The sequence below is a fragment of the Photobacterium sp. BZF1 genome, from assembly GCF_014349205.1.
Classification (GTDB): domain Bacteria; phylum Pseudomonadota; class Gammaproteobacteria; order Enterobacterales; family Vibrionaceae; genus Photobacterium.
On record NZ_JACSOF010000156.1, the window covers coordinates 1 to 16,341 of the forward strand.

The 16,341-nt window shown below is 49.5% G+C and carries 14 protein-coding genes; 8 read left to right on the top strand and 6 right to left on the bottom strand.

All coding sequences use genetic code 11. The annotated features are described in order from the left end of the window. Window positions 1–405 precede the first annotated feature (405 nt). From BIZ37_RS25105 to BIZ37_RS25130, 6 genes are all read left to right on the top strand, one after another. Window positions 406–1,404 (top strand): membrane lipoprotein lipid attachment site-containing protein, encoded by a 999-nt coding sequence (locus BIZ37_RS25105; protein WP_187463840.1) that lies wholly within the window; start codon window positions 406–408, stop codon window positions 1,402–1,404. A gap of 344 nt (window positions 1,405–1,748) precedes the next feature. Next, window positions 1,749–2,534, top strand: a complete 786-nt coding sequence (locus tag BIZ37_RS25110; RefSeq protein ID WP_187463841.1) for a tetratricopeptide repeat protein — start codon at window positions 1,749–1,751, stop codon at window positions 2,532–2,534. A gap of 225 nt (window positions 2,535–2,759) precedes the next feature. Further along, the gene (torE, locus tag BIZ37_RS25115) at window positions 2,760–2,933 is read left to right on the top strand and encodes a trimethylamine N-oxide reductase system protein TorE (protein WP_039464313.1); all 174 of its coding nucleotides are present in this window, start codon (window positions 2,760–2,762) and stop codon (window positions 2,931–2,933) included. Window positions 2,934–2,991: 58 nt separating this feature from the next. Further along, window positions 2,992–4,176 (top strand): pentaheme c-type cytochrome TorC, encoded by a 1,185-nt coding sequence (gene torC, locus BIZ37_RS25120; protein ID WP_187463842.1) that lies wholly within the window; start codon window positions 2,992–2,994, stop codon window positions 4,174–4,176. A gap of 23 nt (window positions 4,177–4,199) precedes the next feature. Continuing rightward, complete coding sequence (torA, locus tag BIZ37_RS25125) at window positions 4,200–6,689, top strand: trimethylamine-N-oxide reductase TorA (protein WP_187463843.1); 2,490 nt, start codon at window positions 4,200–4,202, stop codon at window positions 6,687–6,689. A 203-nt stretch (window positions 6,690–6,892) separates the two neighbouring features. Then, window positions 6,893–7,333, top strand: a complete 441-nt coding sequence (locus BIZ37_RS25130) for a group II truncated hemoglobin (protein WP_187463844.1) — start codon at window positions 6,893–6,895, stop codon at window positions 7,331–7,333. A gap of 37 nt (window positions 7,334–7,370) precedes the next feature. On the opposite strand, the gene BIZ37_RS25135 is transcribed toward BIZ37_RS25130, so the two are convergent. The 4 genes from BIZ37_RS25135 to BIZ37_RS25150 are packed head-to-tail and all read right to left on the bottom strand — an operon-like array spanning window position 7,371 to window position 11,214. Beyond that, the gene (locus BIZ37_RS25135; protein ID WP_187463845.1) at window positions 7,371–8,276 is read right to left on the bottom strand and encodes a LysR family transcriptional regulator; all 906 of its coding nucleotides are present in this window, start codon (window positions 8,274–8,276) and stop codon (window positions 7,371–7,373) included. A gap of 22 nt (window positions 8,277–8,298) precedes the next feature. Beyond that, window positions 8,299–9,054: a lactate utilization protein C gene (locus BIZ37_RS25140; RefSeq protein ID WP_187463846.1), complete on the bottom strand. Its 756-nt coding sequence runs from the start codon at window positions 9,052–9,054 to the stop codon at window positions 8,299–8,301. Between the two features lie 2 nt (window positions 9,055–9,056). Continuing rightward, a complete protein-coding gene (locus BIZ37_RS25145) occupies window positions 9,057–10,481 on the bottom strand; it encodes a LutB/LldF family L-lactate oxidation iron-sulfur protein (protein WP_187463847.1) in 1,425 nt (474 codons plus the stop codon). Between the two features lie 13 nt (window positions 10,482–10,494). Then, on the bottom strand, window positions 10,495–11,214 hold the full coding sequence (locus BIZ37_RS25150; RefSeq protein WP_187463848.1) for a (Fe-S)-binding protein: 720 nt from the start codon (window positions 11,212–11,214) through the stop codon (window positions 10,495–10,497). A gap of 624 nt (window positions 11,215–11,838) precedes the next feature. Between BIZ37_RS25150 and BIZ37_RS25155 the strand changes: the two genes are divergently transcribed. Next, window positions 11,839–12,627 (top strand): TSUP family transporter, encoded by a 789-nt coding sequence (locus tag BIZ37_RS25155; RefSeq protein ID WP_187463849.1) that lies wholly within the window; start codon window positions 11,839–11,841, stop codon window positions 12,625–12,627. An 87-nt stretch (window positions 12,628–12,714) separates the two neighbouring features. On the opposite strand, the gene BIZ37_RS25160 is transcribed toward BIZ37_RS25155, so the two are convergent. Further along, window positions 12,715–13,425 (bottom strand): aspartate/glutamate racemase family protein, encoded by a 711-nt coding sequence (locus BIZ37_RS25160; protein ID WP_187463850.1) that lies wholly within the window; start codon window positions 13,423–13,425, stop codon window positions 12,715–12,717. 205 nt (window positions 13,426–13,630) lie between these two features. On the opposite strand from BIZ37_RS25160, the gene BIZ37_RS25165 reads away from it, so the two are divergent. Beyond that, window positions 13,631–14,521: a LysR substrate-binding domain-containing protein gene (locus BIZ37_RS25165; RefSeq protein WP_187463851.1), complete on the top strand. Its 891-nt coding sequence runs from the start codon at window positions 13,631–13,633 to the stop codon at window positions 14,519–14,521. An 84-nt stretch (window positions 14,522–14,605) separates the two neighbouring features. On the opposite strand, the gene BIZ37_RS25170 is transcribed toward BIZ37_RS25165, so the two are convergent. Continuing rightward, the gene (locus BIZ37_RS25170; RefSeq protein WP_187463852.1) at window positions 14,606–15,907 is read right to left on the bottom strand and encodes an anaerobic C4-dicarboxylate transporter; all 1,302 of its coding nucleotides are present in this window, start codon (window positions 15,905–15,907) and stop codon (window positions 14,606–14,608) included. Window positions 15,908–16,341: the final 434 nt, after the last annotated feature.

The window sequence follows — 16,341 nt, forward strand, 5'->3', positions numbered from 1 at the left end:
TCATAGTTACTACCATTATCAATCGTTTCATGCGCTTGGTTTAACTCATTAACCAACATATAAAAAATCCCTACCAACAAAAGCTGGTAGGGATTATTAAGCAATATTAGGATCGTTCAAGTGCCTTAAACGATCGGCATTAGGTCTTATGACCGGCTTTTTTCGTCTTGAAGATAAGAACTTTTTCTCATTACTTAATTACCCTAACGATAAATTTTTTGCCTTTCCATATCCGCCTAAAATTTTAACTGTCAGATTCGGCCACTTGTCAGCCAGAACTAAACAGGGCTTTGCTAGCTGCTCAGTTTTGATCAGGCATGGCACAAAAAATACATAGCCAAACACTAAGCGGCCAGCATGTTGGTTTGGTACAGGCCAGTTTTTATTTGTCGTAGGGGTGATGACATGAAAAAAATAATATTACCAGTGCTCGCCACGCTCATTGTGGCCGGGTGTAGTGATTCCGATGGGGCTGCTTCAACTATAGCGAACAATGATGCAGCACCAAACCAGGATGATTCAGTGCCAGTATCGGTGGATGTTTCTATGCCACCTAACGAGGTACCTAAGGGGGCAGATGACCTACAAGCATGTGTTGCCATTGATGCAGTACAAGTAACAGATCTTGCAGGTACTATCATTGAATGGACAACAAAATCTATGACAGACCCTTATGGGGTCAATTCGACACAATGTATCCCAGCAGATTCGGATATCCCGGTAGACAACGATGGCTATCCAAAGTTTATTGTCATCGACTTGTATGATGTGACTGGGGTGGACTTGGTCAATTTGATCTCCGAGCAACTGTTGCCTGTTGGCGAGTATACCGGCATGGCACTCTCTATTCTGCAGGGGAGCTACGGCGACTTCTTGGATACCCCTTATTCCTATGTTGGTAATCCAGTTGACAAGATGAAGATGGATATTGTTGATGACCTGAAGTTTGATGGTCTGGATATCAATATTGATGTACCGACAACCTTTACCATGACGTTTGATCTCAAGAGCATGATCCAACTGGTTGAGCAGGCGTACAAGCTCAAGAGTGAAGGTTTCAAGGTGGTTGACAACATCACTGCAGGCACCTTGTTCGGTGATATTGACGTATCGGCATGCAGCACTTCAGCGAAAGATGCCTATGTGTATCTCTACGAAGCCGATTCTCCCAAATACGGTGATTTAGGCTCAGACTATCCGCCAGTCAAGACTGCTCAAGTCGCTGACGACAACACTTATGAGATGCAGTATGTGCCAGAAGGCGAATACGATGTGGTGTTGGTGTGTGATGCACTGTTGGATCTGCCAAATGAAATTGACCTGGATATCGACCTAGATGGTGATACCTCGTACCACCAAGGCCAGTACATTAGCGCGGGTGAAAAGACCTACCGTAACTTATAAAGTGCTAACTGTTTAAAGCTAAAGGTAAAACCGAAAACAGCCAGATTGCCCTGGCTGTTTTTGTTTGTGCGGGGCGATTTACCTGCCTCGATATATTCTTCTGCTATCAAGCTTTTATTCAGCAAATATCCGTATCTTGTAGTATATGTAAATCGGATCTATCTCTCATTTTTGATTTTTAGCTATATTTTTTTGCGGGCGATAAGTTGCTGTCAGCAATCATATTAACCCCAAATGTCGCTATTATTGGTCTCTACTGTCTTGTCTTTTGTGGTTGTTTTTTGACCGTTACTTCTTTAAATTCCCTACCCAGAAACCGCAAACGCTTTGAAAGAGACCGAGATATGCCAGCTAAGATGACCCTGAAAAAAGTTGTATTTGGTGCCATTTTCGGCCTTGTTGCTTTCGGCGCAACAACAGCCAACGCTTCTGTAACCACTTCTCCTGAGCACCACCTGCTATCAACGCTTAACTATGTTGAACTTGAAGCTGAGCAGGGTGATAAAAATATGCAGCTGTTTTTGGGACGTGCATACCTTGAGGGTAGCAATGGCCTGAAAGCCGATCCGCTAAAAGGCATGTACTGGTTGGAAAAAGCGGCTGTTGATATGCCGGAAGTAAAAACCTTGATTGGCGACCTTTTCAAGAAGGGTGAGGTATTACCACGCGATCACCAGCAAGCCGTTCACTGGTATACCGAAGCGGCTAACGAAGGCGATGTGCCTGCAATGGTTGAGCTTGGTATGTACTATGCGTCAGGTGCGACGGGATCAGTTGACTGCGGCAATGCTATCAAGTGGTTCAATGAAGCAGCCAACGGTGGCTCATTAGAATCAAAGCGTAACCTAGTATGGCTATATGCCACCTGTTCTGACGAGCGTATGCGTGATGGCGAGCGTGCCCTGAAATTGGCCAAGCAAGTGCTAAACCGCAACGGCACAGGTGATGCAGGTGACTACGACAACCTTGCTGCTGCCTATGCTGCATGTGGTGAGTTCCGCCGTGCAGTTGAAGCCCAGCAGACGGCTATCGGTAAGCTAGAAGAGTCAAACGGCCAGCGCTATGCTAACTTTGAGCAGCGTCTGAAGCTATACCAGCAGAACCAGACTATTTACAGCGCAGCATTGTAATTAGCTGATTAACATAGAACAAAAATAAAAAAAGGTGCCTTGTGGCACCTTTTTTTTGTGCTCTTTGAGACGCCGCTCACCAATCCCTTCTACCAGCTGACATTTCCTTAGCAATTCTGAGTCCAGATTCGATCCTTAACTATACTTACAGAAATTAGCTCTTAAGGATTAGGCAACTGCCTTGCTTGAGAGACAAATAACAAGATAGGTAAAAGGAAAGAAGCAATGAGCAACCCTGAACCCGTCAGCGACAAAGAGAAAGCCAAGTACGAATGGCGCTCTTTTCTGTTTATTACCATTTTTCTATTTCCCATTTTAGCCGTCGCTATTGTAGGTGGTTACGGTTTTATCGTGTGGGCAATGCAAGTGTTTTTCCTTGGGCCTCCTGGCCATGGCTGATTTGATTGCCGAGATATGAGCGCCAGAGTAAAACTGAAAAGGATATAGGTAGAACACTATGATGAATGCTTTGAAAAAGCTGTGGGCGACATTTTGGCGCCCGGCAGTACACATCAGTTTGGGCGTATTGACACTCGGCGGGTTCATTGCCGGGATCATTTTCTGGGGGGGCTTCAATACTGCCCTTGAAATGACCAACACTGAGAAGTTCTGTATTGGTTGCCACGAGATGCGTGACAACGTTTACGAAGAGCTTCAAGGGACCGTGCATTGGTCGAATCATTCCGGTGTGAGGGCAACTTGCCCAGATTGCCATGTGCCCCACAATTGGACCGATAAGATCGCCCGGAAAATGCAAGCTAGTAAAGAGGTATACGGCGCAATTTTCGGAACGATCAATACTCGGGAAAAATTTTTGGAAAAACGTCTAGAGCTTGCCAACCACGAGTGGGAGCGTTTTGCTGCCAATGGTTCGTTGGAGTGTAAAAACTGCCACAACTACGACAGCATGAAGTGGGATGAAATGTCAGATCTCGCCCGCACCCAAATGCAGCAAGCCGCAGAACGGGATCAGAGCTGTATGGATTGCCACAAAGGGATAGCCCATGAACTGCCTGGCAACATGGAACTCTCCGGCGGTATGGTACAGCAGCTCGTTCAGAAGGCGGGTAATACCTCTTTCAAAGAAGGCGAGAACTATTTCAGTGTCCGTTATCTCCCAATGTTTGAGGATGAAGCCCTGACTATAGATGGTGGCCAGCTCAATCCGGCTTCAGAAGTCAAAGTGGTTCAGGTCAAAGACAATGCGGTGCAGGTTGAAATTGCCGGTTGGCGCAAAACCAAAGGTTTTGGCCGGGTGATCAACGAAGACTTCGGCCTCAATATCCCTACCGCAGCGCTGAGTAAGGATGCGGCTTTGAGTGACACCTTGGTGGAGAAATTTGAAGAGAAAGAAGATGAATTAACAGGTTTGGGCTGGCAACGGGTGACAGTGAAACTGTGGATGCCGAAAGAGTCTTTACTTGATGATGTTGAGGAAATCTGGGCTGAGGCAAGACCTGCCTATAACAACAACTGTAGTACTTGTCATACACAGCCTGCAGAAAATCACTTCGATGCGAATACATGGCCGGGTATGTTCAACGGTATGTTGGCGTTCGTCAACCTTGACCGTGATAGTGAAGCCTTAGTGCTGAAATACCTACAGAAACACTCGTCAGATTTCTCTGATGGCGGCCATTAAAAGAAGTGAAGCGAGGTAAGAACATGTCTCTGAGTCGACGTCAATTTTTGTCAGGGCTGGTAACCACAAGCGCAGTTGGCGTTATTGGCCCAAGTTTACTCACCTCGGTAGCCCGTGCTGCTGAAGAGGTGTCGTCTCCGTATTCGGCAGACGGCATTTGGAAAACCACCGGCTCCCACTGGGGGGCCTTCCGTGCCAAAATTTATAACGGTAAGGTCGTCGAGATAAAACCGCTGGAGCGGGATAAATACCCGACAGATATGATCAATGGGATCAAGGGGATTATCTATAACCCTTCACGCGTCCGTTATCCTATGATCCGGCTGGATTGGCTCAAGAAGCACAAATACAGCGGCGACACCCGGGGTAACAACCGCTTTGTCCGGGTAACATGGGACGAAGCACTGGATATCTTTTACAACGAGTTGGAGCGGATCCAGAAAGATTACGGCCCATGGGCATTACATGCCGGGATGACTGGCTGGCGTCAAACCGGCCAGTTTCATAGCTGTGGTAACCACATGCAAAGGGCAGTGGGGATGCATGGTAACTTCATGACCAAGGTGGGGGATTACTCGACCGGTGCCGGTCAAACTATCATGCCTTATGTGCTGGGCTCGACCGAGGTTTACGCCCAGGGGACGTCTTGGCCTGATATTCTGGAAAACAGTAAAACCGTGATCCTGTGGGCCAATGACCCTGTCAAGAATACCCAGGTAGGCTGGCAGTGTGAGACCCATGACTCTTACATGTATTATGAACAGCTCAAAGATAAGGTTGCCAAAGGCGAGATCAAAGTGATCTCGGTCGATCCGGTTAAATCAAAAAGCCAGAACTACTTGGGTTGTGATCAGCTCTACGTCAATCCACAGACTGACGTACCTTTCATGTTGGCGATCGCCCATACCTTGTACAAAGAAGAGCTCTACGACAAAGCATTTATCGAGACCTATGCCTTGGGCTTTGATGAGTTCATTCCTTACGTGCTGGGTGAAACCAAAGACAACGTCGAGAAAACTCCTGAGTGGGCCGAGCCTATCTGTGGTGTGAAGGCCGATGAGATCCGTGAGTTCGCACGGTTATTGGCAAAAGACCGTACCCAGATAATCTTTGGCTGGGCGGTGCAACGTCAGCAGCACGGTGAGCAGCCATACTGGATGGGGGCGGTTATTGCGACCATGCTGGGCCAGATTGGCTTGCCAGGTGGCGGTATCTCTTATTCCCACCATTACAGTGGGGTGGGGATCCCACCAACAGGGGCTGCAGGACCGGGCGGGTTCCCGCGCAATGTTGATGAGGGTAAGAAACCGAAGTGGGATAATAACGACTTCAAAGGCTACAGCCGGACTATCCCGGTTGCCCGTTGGATTGATGCCATACTCGAGCCGGGTAAGGAAATTAATTACAACGGTTCAAAAGTGGTGTTACCGGATACCAAGATGCTGGTGGTCAGTGGCTGTAACCCATGGCACCACCACCAAGACCGTAACCGGATGAAAACGGCTTTCCAGAAACTGCAAACTGTGGTGACGATTGATTTTGCCTGGACAGCGACCTGCCGTTTCTCCGATATTGTGCTGCCTGCTTGTACCCAATTTGAGCGAAACGATATCGACTTGTATGGGGCTTATTCGGGTACCGGTGTACTAGCGATGCATAAGTTGGTGGATCCGCTTTACCAGTCACGCACCGACTTTGAGATCTTTACCGACTTCTGCCGCCGTTTTGGCCGCAACAAGGAATATACCCGTGGCATGGATGAAATGGAGTGGGTGCGTTCGCTCTATGATGAGTGTCGTGATGCTAACAAAGCAAACTTTGAAATGCCGGAATTCGACGAGTTCTGGGAAGTCGGTGAGGCTGGTTGGGTCGACTTTGGTGAAGGTAAAAACTTTGTCCGTCATGCCGATTTCCGCGAAGACCCTGAGATCAACCCGCTCGGTACACCGTCAGGGTTTATCGAAATCTACAGTCGTAAGATAGCCAGTTATAACTACGAGCATTGCCAGGGTCACCCGATGTGGTTTGAAAAAGCCGAGCGTTCGCACGGTGGACCGGGCTCAGACAAGTATCCGCTTTGGTTGCAATCCTGCCATCCTGACAAGCGTTTGCACTCGCAAATGTGTGAATCGGATGAATACCGGGCCACCTATGCGGTTCAAGATCGTGAGCCGGTGTATATCAGCCCTGAAGATGCCAAAGCTCGTGGTATCAATGACGGTGATCTGGTCAGGGTATTTAACGACCGTGGCCAGTTATTGGCAGGGGCAGTGGTCTCCGATGATTACCCACCGGGTGTAATACGTATTCACGAGGGGGCATGGTATGGTCCGCTTAGCGAGAAGTTGGGGGCGATTGATACCTATGGCGATCCTAACACCCTTACCATGGATGTCGGCTCGTCTGAATTAGCCCAGGCAACCAGTGCCAACACTGTAGTGGCAGATATCGAGAAATTCAAAGGTGAGGTACCGCCGGTGACCGCATTTGGTGGCCCGATCATTGAAACTTAAAGGTCTATCCCGTTCTAACCCGCCGCCTAAGGCGGGTTAGTTTTACCTTTTTCCAGTCACTGCGAAGTCAGTTCCTGTCTTTTCCCGCTTTATTATCACAATATACTTTGGCATTGGTTTCTGAGATGTAACACAGCGCCGGTCTGCAGATTTCCCGTATAATTGAAAAATCTGAAAGTGTTAGCAGACAGTTGTAGTTGAACATGAAGCCATACAGACCCAATGATTACACAGTACAAGAGAGAACCGCGCCGGATTACACGGTAGCAGGCGTTGCCTTTGAAGCCGCTGGTGGTGAGGAGGGCGTTCGGGCTTTGGTCGAATCATTCTACCGCCACATGGATACCTTGCCGCAGGCGAAGAAAGTGCGCGAGATGCACGATGACGACCTATGCGAGTCTATTGAGAAGTTGACCACCTTCCTTGTTGGTTGGCTTGGCGGGCCAGCCCGCTACGAAGAGAAGTTCGGGATGATGAACCTACCCGGTGCCCATCGTCATCTTGCTATTGGGGTGGCAGAGAAAGAAGTGTGGTTGCACTGTATGCAAAAAGCGTTGGATGAGCAGGGCTATGACGAATTGTTTAAGCGTCATGTGATGGTCCAGTTGTCGTTCCCTGCCGAAATGTGCCGTAATAGAACCTAGAATCTAGATCCTGAAACCTAGAGTCAAAAACTAAGAGCTAGAACCGTTCTTTCATTGCCATGTAGTGTTCACGAATGTGTTCAATCAGGGCTTGGATACGTTTGGGCGGTTGCTTGGTATAAGGGTAGACCGCATAGATCCCCACCACTTTGCCGGCATGTTCCGGCAACAACTCGACCAAATCTCCATGTTGTAGATCGTCATAGACCAAACAGGTCGGCAGGTAGGCGACACCGTTGCCGGCCAGTGCTGCTTTGCGTAGCCCTGCCGCATTGTCGCTGGAGAAGTTACCATTCACTTTCATGGTGTAGGTATCGTCGGTATTACGCAGGAAAAGCCAGTCAAACGGACCTGTACTTTGCTGGGTATAACCGAGGCAGTTATGGTGTTTGAGTGCCTTTGGTGACTCGGGGACGCCGAATTGCTCTAGGTAGCCTGGCGTTGCACAAATCACCCACCTTGAATTGAAAATATGGCGGGCGATCAGGCTGGAATCCTCAAGGTAGCCAGTCCTTATCACCAAGTCATAGTTTTGTGCGACCAAGTCGACAAACTGGTTGTCCATCGACATATCAATGGTTAGGCCAGGATGATTTTGGCAAAAGTCAGACAGGGCTTTTGACAATAATAACTCGCCGGAGATGGTCGGTACGGAAACACGGATATGTCCCGATAGGGCTTCACTGTACCCTGTTACCGAGTCAAAGGCAGATTGCGCAACCTGGCGAACCTCCTTGGCCCGCTGATATAAGATTGAACCCGGTTCGGTCAATGTCAGCCTGCGGGTGGTCCGGTACATCAACTGTACCCCTAACTCTTGCTCAAGTTTGCTGATCCGCTTGCTCACCACGGATTTGGTGATGTTGTTGAGTTCGGCGACCTTGCTGAAAGAGCCTTGCTCGATAACTTGGGCAAAAAGCACCAGATCATCAATCTGCGCCATGAATACCTACTTTTACTGTCTGTTATAGGTCATCAATAATGACATAGGTGGCATAGACAGGGCCATGAACGCCGACCACTTTGATCAGTTCGATATCTGCGGTTGAGCTGGGTCCTGATATAAAGTTAACGCAGGACGGTAGCCGCTCCCCTTGCTGGGCTTTCTTGTGCAACTCGGCAGTGGCTTGGGTCAGGCGGGCAACCAATGCACTTTTGGGTACCACAAACACAGAAGCCTCAGGCAGCAAGCTGATAGCTCGCCCTTGTGCCGGTTGGCTATACAGCACCATAGTGCCGGATTCAGCCAGCGCCTGCTCGGCATAGACGATACCGACCTTGGCCCGCTCTGCAATCTCGATATTCGGTCCGTAGCCAAGTTGGGTATTCCAGACATGGACAACATGCTCTTCGGTATCTAGCTGCTCGGGGTCAAACAATTCGAGCAGGCGCGGATCGGCCGAGACCAGCGTTTCGTTTGGCGCTGTTGATCGGTTATTCGTAGGGCTGGCAGCCGTTTCATCCGAACAGTAGCCCGCACAAACTTGACGCAGAGTTTCCGTTAGCCCGGCCTGTGTGGTGACTAACGCATGAGCTCCGAGCGCCTTATGGGTGTAATCAATCAGGATTTGCTTGAGCTCATCGCGGCTTTTCCCTGCCATCACGTCGTGATGGCAGGTATAGCGTAGTGCAGGACGCTCAACAGGCGTTGTTTGCCGTGGCCGCCCCAGCTTGGCGGCGATGTTATCGAGAAATCGGTCGCGGTTGATGATATCGCTCATGTTCAAGACTCCGGGGTAGATTGTCTGTTTTTAAACCAGCTACGGAAGGACTGGCCATCTGGCTGGGGAAGATCTCTTGCTTCCGTCCATTCACCGATCGCGCCGACCTGCAGGGGTAACTTACCGTTTCTTATCAGGCCGCTTGCCAGGGTAGCACCGACCTTCACGGTCTTATCCCATAGGATTGGCTTGGCATTGATGATATTGAATGCGGCTACACTCATCCGCTCAGAGAGCGGGGTCATGCCTTGTTCTGCCATTTTCTGCCGGTGCTTGAGCAATAGGTCCGACAGTGGAATTTTGACTGGGCAGACATCATGGCAAGCCTTGCATAGGCTGCAGGCGTAAGGCAGCTCTTTGAAGTCCTCATAGCCACCGAGTAATGGCGACAATACCGCGCCTATTGGGCCTGAATAGATTGAACCGTATGACTGGCCTCCAATATGGCGGTAGGCCGGACAGGTGTTGACACAGGCGGCACAACGCACGCAGCGCAGGATATCTTTGAACTCCGATCCCAAAATATCAGAGCGACCATTATCAACGATGACTAAATGAAACTCTTCCGGCCCATCAAGTTGCCCCTCTTCCCTCGGACCAGTCAGGGCGGTGACATAACCGGTCAATGGCAGTCCGACCGCACTGCGGCATAGCAGGCTGATCACTATATCCAACTCTTCGAAGGTCGGGACGATCCGCTCCATACCCATGACCGCAATATGGGTCTTTGGCAAGCTGGTGGCGAGGCGGGCATTCCCCTCGTTGGTTACCAGTGTCACTGTCCCCGATTCGGCAACCGCAAAGTTACACCCGGTTATGCCGATGTCAGCTTCGAGGAAGTCGTGCCGGATATAGTCTCGTACATAGCGGGTGAGGGCTGCTGGCTCCTCACTGCCTTGATAACCAATTTTGTCGCGGAAGATATCGCGGATTTGGTAGCGGTTTTTGTGCAGTGCCGGCACCACGATATGTGACGGGGCGTCGTAGTCATCCACTTGCAAGATATATTCGCCAAGGTCGGTTTCGACCACATCACAGCCATTGCGTTCAATCATCGCATTGAGGCTGATTTCCTCGGTCACCATGGATTTGGATTTGACCACTTTCTTGGCATTCTTTTCCTTGATGATGGATTCGATATAAGCGGTGGCCTCTTCGGCGGTTTGGGCAAAGAACACCTTGCCACCATTACGGCTGACACTTTCGCTCAGTTGGTGGAGGTAGTAATCCAGGTGTTCGAGAACATGGTTTCGGATGTCCATACCCATCTCACGCCATTGCTCCCAGTTCCCCAGCTTATCGGCAGCAACCTGACGGTTGGTGAACATCCGGGTTTGCGCATTAGCGACTGATTCACGCATAAAGGTATCTTGCATCTGTACTTCGATACGCTGCTTAAAATGGGTGCTGCTGGTTTTCATCGACATTGTGCTTCCTCCCTCAGCGACTCATCAACACATCAACGATGTGCATGACTTTGATGGGCTTGCCTTCACGGCTGATACGGCCACCGATATTCATCAGGCAGCTGATATCTGCGCCGATCAGGTAATCAGGTTCGACGGCACTGATATGGCTGACTTTCTCTTTGACCATCTCGCCGGAGATTTCAGACATCTTGACAGAGAAGGTGCCCCCGAAGCCGCAGCAGGTTTCCTGGTGGTTAATAGGAAGCAGGTTCAGCCCTTCTACTTGTTCAAGCAATTTGATGGGTTCTTCACGCACATTGAGCTTGCGGATCAGGCTGCACGAAGGGTGGTATACCGCGCGGCCGTCGAGTTTGGCGCCAAGCTGGGTCACGTCCAATTGGTTGACGATAAACTGGGTGAGTTCGAAAAAGCGGTCGGCAACCTGTTGCGCCCTTAATACCCATTCTGGCTCATCAGCCAAATACTCTGGGTAGCGTTTGATAGAGGCGACACAGGAGCCGGCTGGAGAAACAATCGGATAATCATTGGCCTCAAAGGCTGTGATGAGGTTTTTCATGCCTTTTTTGCTGTCATTGATGTAGCCGGAGTTGAGTGAAGGTTGGCCACAACAGCCTTGCTGTTCTGGGAAGAGAACTTCACAGCCGAGCTGCTCCAGCAGTAACACACTTTTTTTTGCGACTTCCGCCTTGACGGTATCGCACAGGCAGGTGGCGAATAGATTGACCTTCATACTGGCTCCAGTGCTTGGGGTGAAGTGGCTAGCACGCTAACGCTTCACTCTTTGTAATTTTGTTTACAGGGTGTAACGAAATGTTGTTATAGGAAGAATATTGTAGGGAATCGGGGCCTTTGCGCTACGCTTTTTTGTGGCCATTAATGCGTAAATCAATATGAATTGGATTGGGAAAGTGAAACGGTTGATATTGCCTTGAAATTTTTAATGTATATAAAACATGTTCTTATATATTTTGTCGTCAAGTTGATGAAAAGTTATTAATCAACTTTTGGAAACAATGATTTTGTATCCCTGCACTAATGCTGTGGTTAAATTTGCCCCGGCTTAGGCCTTTATCAACGAAGGGCTGAATCCTCTACCGCCGCACCAGTTAATCCATGTTCGTAAAATAACGACAAAATGGCTTATTCCTTTGTTGAAATGAAATTAATTTTCTATATAACTCTTCACTCAGGTCATTAGGGTAATGAGTCGACCTATTAAAAACAGGAATAGGTCGTTATCCGTATTTTCATTTTTCTTTTTATCGGCAATCCGTATTCTATCGTGCCTTTGGAGTGGGTGTGCTCCTAAGGCATTTGCCTGTTGCTGTGTTTTATTTTGTGTGTTGGAAGTTGTATGGAATTCTCTTGGGAAATTATCGGGGCTTTGTTTTTGGTTGCTAGCCTCGCCGGATTTATTGATGCCCTTGCCGGTGGAGGTGGAATGCTGACAGTACCCGCTTTGTTAGCCGCGGGTCTTCCTCCCGCACAAGCATTGGCGACTAACAAACTACAAAGCTCATTTGGCAGTTTCTCCGCCTCGCTGTATTTTGTCCGCAATGGGTTGGTTAAGCTCGGTGAGATGCGCTTGGCCATTTTGTGTACCTTCATCGGGTCTGCTGCGGGCGCGTTGCTTGTCCAGTATATGGACGCCGGCACGCTGACTAAAGTCATTCCGGCCCTGCTGGTGGTGATAGCACTCTATTTTCTGTTTGCGCCTGACGCCGGCGAAGGGGGTGGTAAACCCAAGCTAAGCCAAGCTGGATTTGCGTTAACCGTTGGTACCGGGATTGGGTTTTATGACGGTTTTTTTGGTCCCGGTACGGGCTCGCTATTTGCCGTCTGCTTTGTGGTTATCGCTCAGTTGGGTATTGTCGAAGCAACGGCAAAAACCAAAGTTCTCAACTTTACTTCAAACTTTGCCGCCTTGTTGTTTTTTGTCGCTGCCGGCTTGCCGGTTTGGGAGATTGGCCTGGTCATGGCACTTGGCGGTTTCATAGGGGCAAGATTGGGAGCGAAAGTGGTGGTGACCAAAGGGCGAAAGTTAATCCGCCCACTGGTTGTGACAGTATCCATGGTCATGGCGGTGAAGTTACTGGCTGAAGAACACCCCCAGTGGCTGGATACGATTGTTTCTTTTGTATAACTCTGATTATTTTGAGCAGCATTATGCCGTTTGCCTAGCCAACAGACGTATTTGTTCAAGCCATTTGGGTTATTCGTGCTGAGCGCGTTAAGCTACGAGCTCGGCTGAGTCAGCCATTGCCCAGTCAATACAGGCTTTTGCCAAGATGTTGAGCGAATCTAAGCATTGCTCTGGCTGATTAAACACGGCCTCAGCAAGGGCTACGGGGATTTCTGTGCAGCCCAGGATAACGGCGTCTGCGCCTTGCTCGAGCAGGGAATCAAATACCGGTTTCATTAAGCGGTGACCCTGTTCGATATCTCCTGCTTTGACGGCATAGATGCCATCCATCACTGCCTGTTGCTGGTCTTGCTCCGGGGCAACGGCTGCAATTTGTTTTTGGGCCAGTTTGGTCTCGTACATCCTCGTCGTCATCGTTGCAGTAGTGGCCATGATGCCCACTTTGGTGTAGCCACGCTGTTTAGCCTCATCCACCACACTATCGAGAATACTGATCATGTGTACCCGGCAGGTATTGCTCAGCCTCGGGTACCAATAATGGGCGGTATTGCATGGCATGACGATACATTCAGCCCCAGCCTGTTCGAGTTGCTCCATCCCTTGCTTAAGGGCCGGATAAGGATCATCGCCGTTGCTTATCAGGAAAGCGGTACGGTCAGGGATCTGCGGGTTATTACTAACCAGCATAGGAATATGTTGTTGGTCGCTGCAGGCTGGCGTCTGCGCGATGATTTTTTGCATGAACTCAACAGTGGCGAGTGGCCCCATTCCGCCCAATATACCTAATTTCCTGCTCATCTTATTGTTCCTACAGTATTTTCCACTGAGTTCACTATAGGTGAGTGAGGTGGTGGTGAGAAATGCCGTTGCTGAGCCAGTTATGCAGAATCGGTATGGGGAGATGATGGATTTGTGATCTGGGTGGCTTGAAATAACTCTGTATGTGCACTGGGTTTCGTTATACTGCCGCTGCTTGGGTTAGGGAAAAACGTGTTGTACTGTTATGAATATAGAAAGTAAGTGGTTGGAAGACTTTTTGGTGCTGGCTGAAGTGAGGAACTTCTCCCTAGCCGCAGAAAAACGTAATGTTACCCAGCCTGCATTCAGTCGCCGAATCAAGGCATTGGAGCAGACCGTCGGGGCGGAGTTGATTGATAGAAGCAAGACGCCTGTCGCATTGACCCCTAGCGGTCGAATATTCCGCATAACGGCGCGTACCCTGATCAACCAAATGATGGATGGAATAGGTCAGTTATCTGATCTCTCCAAGCTGGGCGGAAACAATGTCCGGGTGGCTGCGGCCCATTCGTTGGCAACCAGTTTGGTGCCGTCGATTCAAACAGAGCTGATGTCAGGTAAGCATAAGCCGATATTGAGTGTCGAGGCGATCGATGTCGATGAAGCGATTGAAGAACTTCAAGAAGGTGGCTGTGATATTCTGCTTGCCTTCGATGATGAACTGTTGCGTCTGCCACCTTACCAGTCGTTGCAAGTAGGGCAGGCTGAGCTGTTGCCTGTCTGTGCCTGTGATGAAGCGGGCAAACCGCTTTATAGCATTACCGCAGAGACTGAAGTGCCTTGGCTGGCTTATAGCCCGAGCTCCTACATGGGGCGGCAGGTTGAAGTGGTCCGGGAGCAAGTGAATTTACAACCGGTGTTTTCATCTTCCATGACAGACTTGCTCAAGACGTTAGCGCTGCAGGGACTGGGCGTCGCCTGGTTGCCGGACTATGCCATTAAGCAGGATTTGGCAAATGGTAAGGTGGCAATACTGGGCGATGAATCACTGCGCCTTCCTATCACCTATTATGCATACCGTTATCAGGCTCGCTTGCATCCTGCAGGCGAACAGGTCTGGCAGGCTTTGCGCCTCCATGCCCAAAAGCAGATTTAAATTCAGGCTATGAAAATGATAAAAGCGAAGCGCCAACTGGCGCTTCGCTTTTATTTGGGTGAACGGTTGTTACCCAGCTTGCCATTACACAATCATAGGTGCCAGCAGGAAGCCGCATACCGTCGAGACCGCAACACCAATCAAGCCTGGCATCAAGAATGGGTGGTCGAAGATATTCTTGCCCATACGGGTTGAACCTGTTGAATCAAACTCGATGGCCGCTAATGATGTTGGGTAGGTCGGAAGGACAAACACACCGGTAACCGCGACGAATGAAGCCAGGATCGCCCAGTGTGGCACCTGCAAGCTCAGCGCCAATGGGATGATCAGAGGCGTTGTCGCACCTTGCGAAAGTAATAGGGTGCAAGTGCCAAACAGTACCAGTGACAGTAGCATTGGGTAGGATTGCAACAAGGAGCCAGCAAACTCTTTAATTTCGGGTAGGTAGGCGTTCACCATGGTTGAGCCCATCGTCACAATACCGAGGATAACCGCCACTGAACTCATGCCTGAACGGAAAGTCGTCGTGCGAATGATCTTCTCCGGATCAACCTTACACATTGGGACCATCAAGCAAGCAACCGCGAACATTGAAACGATAATGATATCGCGGGTGGACATCATGCTGCCGTCGGCAAAATGTGGGCGCAGTACAGGGAAAGCGGCATAGATAACAATGGCAATGGTCGCAAGAAGGAACAGCATGACAGAGTATTTGGCTTTCGGTTCAAGGGTGAGGCTTTGTTGTTGTTTTTGCTCCTGGGCCTGCTGTAGGCGGGTGAGGTAAACGGGATCATCTTTAAGCTCACAACCTTGGCGTGACGCAATGAAGGCACCGACCATCGCTGCGATGAATGATGCTGGCAGGCAGACAGCCATGATTTCCAGGAAGCTTACACCGATAGGCTCCATGATTGAAATCATCGCGGCCATCGCGGCAGAAATAGGGGAGCCGGAAATTGCGACTTGTGAAGCCACCACAGCCCCTGCCAGCGGCCGTGAAGGGCGTACGCCGATCTCTTTGGCGACTTCAGAAATCACGGGCAGGGTTGAAAATACCGTGTAACCGGTTCCAGCCATAATAGTCATCAGCCAAGTGATCATTGGTGCTAAAAAGCAGATGTATTTTGGGTTGCGGCGCATTAGGTTGCCGGCATGGTGGACCAGCCAATCCATACCGCCTGCAGCCTGCATGGTCGATGCCGCAGTCACTACCGCCATGATGATCAGGATGACGTTGACGGCAGGGGCACTTGGCTCAAGGCCAAAACCGAGGGTAAGAATTGCCAACCCCAATCCCCCTGCTAGCCCGACACCGAGCCCGCCCATTTTGAGTCCCCAGTATATGCAGCCGAGTACGACCATCAGTTCTATTACTACTAACATTGTTTTCCTGTCCGTTTGAAATGATAAACCTTGAATTATTTGTGGGTATAGTGCGCAAACGAAAAACAGCTGTTAAATGCCGAATATTGCTTTTCAATACCGAATCGGCATAGACGGAGCCGATAAACTGGGACGGAGTTAACAGACGGCAATAGATTTCAGTAAATTTGGTCAAAATAGCAACGCGCTGAGGCCATTAACCAGGCAGAAGTTATTATGTTTTTTAACATTATGCATTGGACTTTTTGTGACCTTTGTTTGACCAATTCCAAACTGGAATGGGTTGTGGTCCATCGTTTCGCTGTTCGAGAGTGGGCACAAATGCTATTTTTCAGCCCCAGAACTCAAGCACTTAACTAAAGAGAAATGTCTAAATGGAGTTGTCATTAGAAGTATTGGGGCTACTGTTTTTAGTGGCTGGACTGGCGGGGTTT

Coding starts and splice junctions, on each gene's coding strand:
- BIZ37_RS25135 (WP_187463845.1), bottom strand. CDS start 8,276: ATGGCGCAGATTGATGATCTGGTGCTTTTTGCCCAAGTTATCGAGCAA.
- BIZ37_RS25105 (WP_187463840.1), top strand. CDS start 406: ATGAAAAAAATAATATTACCAGTGCTCGCCACGCTCATTGTGGCCGGG.
- BIZ37_RS25150 (WP_187463848.1), bottom strand. CDS start 11,214: ATGAAGGTCAATCTATTCGCCACCTGCCTGTGCGATACCGTCAAGGCG.
- torA (WP_187463843.1), top strand. CDS start 4,200: ATGTCTCTGAGTCGACGTCAATTTTTGTCAGGGCTGGTAACCACAAGC.
- BIZ37_RS25110 (WP_187463841.1), top strand. CDS start 1,749: ATGCCAGCTAAGATGACCCTGAAAAAAGTTGTATTTGGTGCCATTTTC.
- BIZ37_RS25145 (WP_187463847.1), bottom strand. CDS start 10,481: ATGTCGATGAAAACCAGCAGCACCCATTTTAAGCAGCGTATCGAAGTA.
- torC (WP_187463842.1), top strand. CDS start 2,992: ATGATGAATGCTTTGAAAAAGCTGTGGGCGACATTTTGGCGCCCGGCA.
- BIZ37_RS25170 (WP_187463852.1), bottom strand. CDS start 15,907: ATGTTAGTAGTAATAGAACTGATGGTCGTACTCGGCTGCATATACTGG.
- BIZ37_RS25155 (WP_187463849.1), top strand. CDS start 11,839: ATGGAATTCTCTTGGGAAATTATCGGGGCTTTGTTTTTGGTTGCTAGC.
- torE (WP_039464313.1), top strand. CDS start 2,760: ATGAGCAACCCTGAACCCGTCAGCGACAAAGAGAAAGCCAAGTACGAA.
- BIZ37_RS25140 (WP_187463846.1), bottom strand. CDS start 9,054: ATGAGCGATATCATCAACCGCGACCGATTTCTCGATAACATCGCCGCC.
- BIZ37_RS25160 (WP_187463850.1), bottom strand. CDS start 13,425: ATGAGCAGGAAATTAGGTATATTGGGCGGAATGGGGCCACTCGCCACT.
- BIZ37_RS25165 (WP_187463851.1), top strand. CDS start 13,631: ATGAATATAGAAAGTAAGTGGTTGGAAGACTTTTTGGTGCTGGCTGAA.
- BIZ37_RS25130 (WP_187463844.1), top strand. CDS start 6,893: ATGAAGCCATACAGACCCAATGATTACACAGTACAAGAGAGAACCGCG.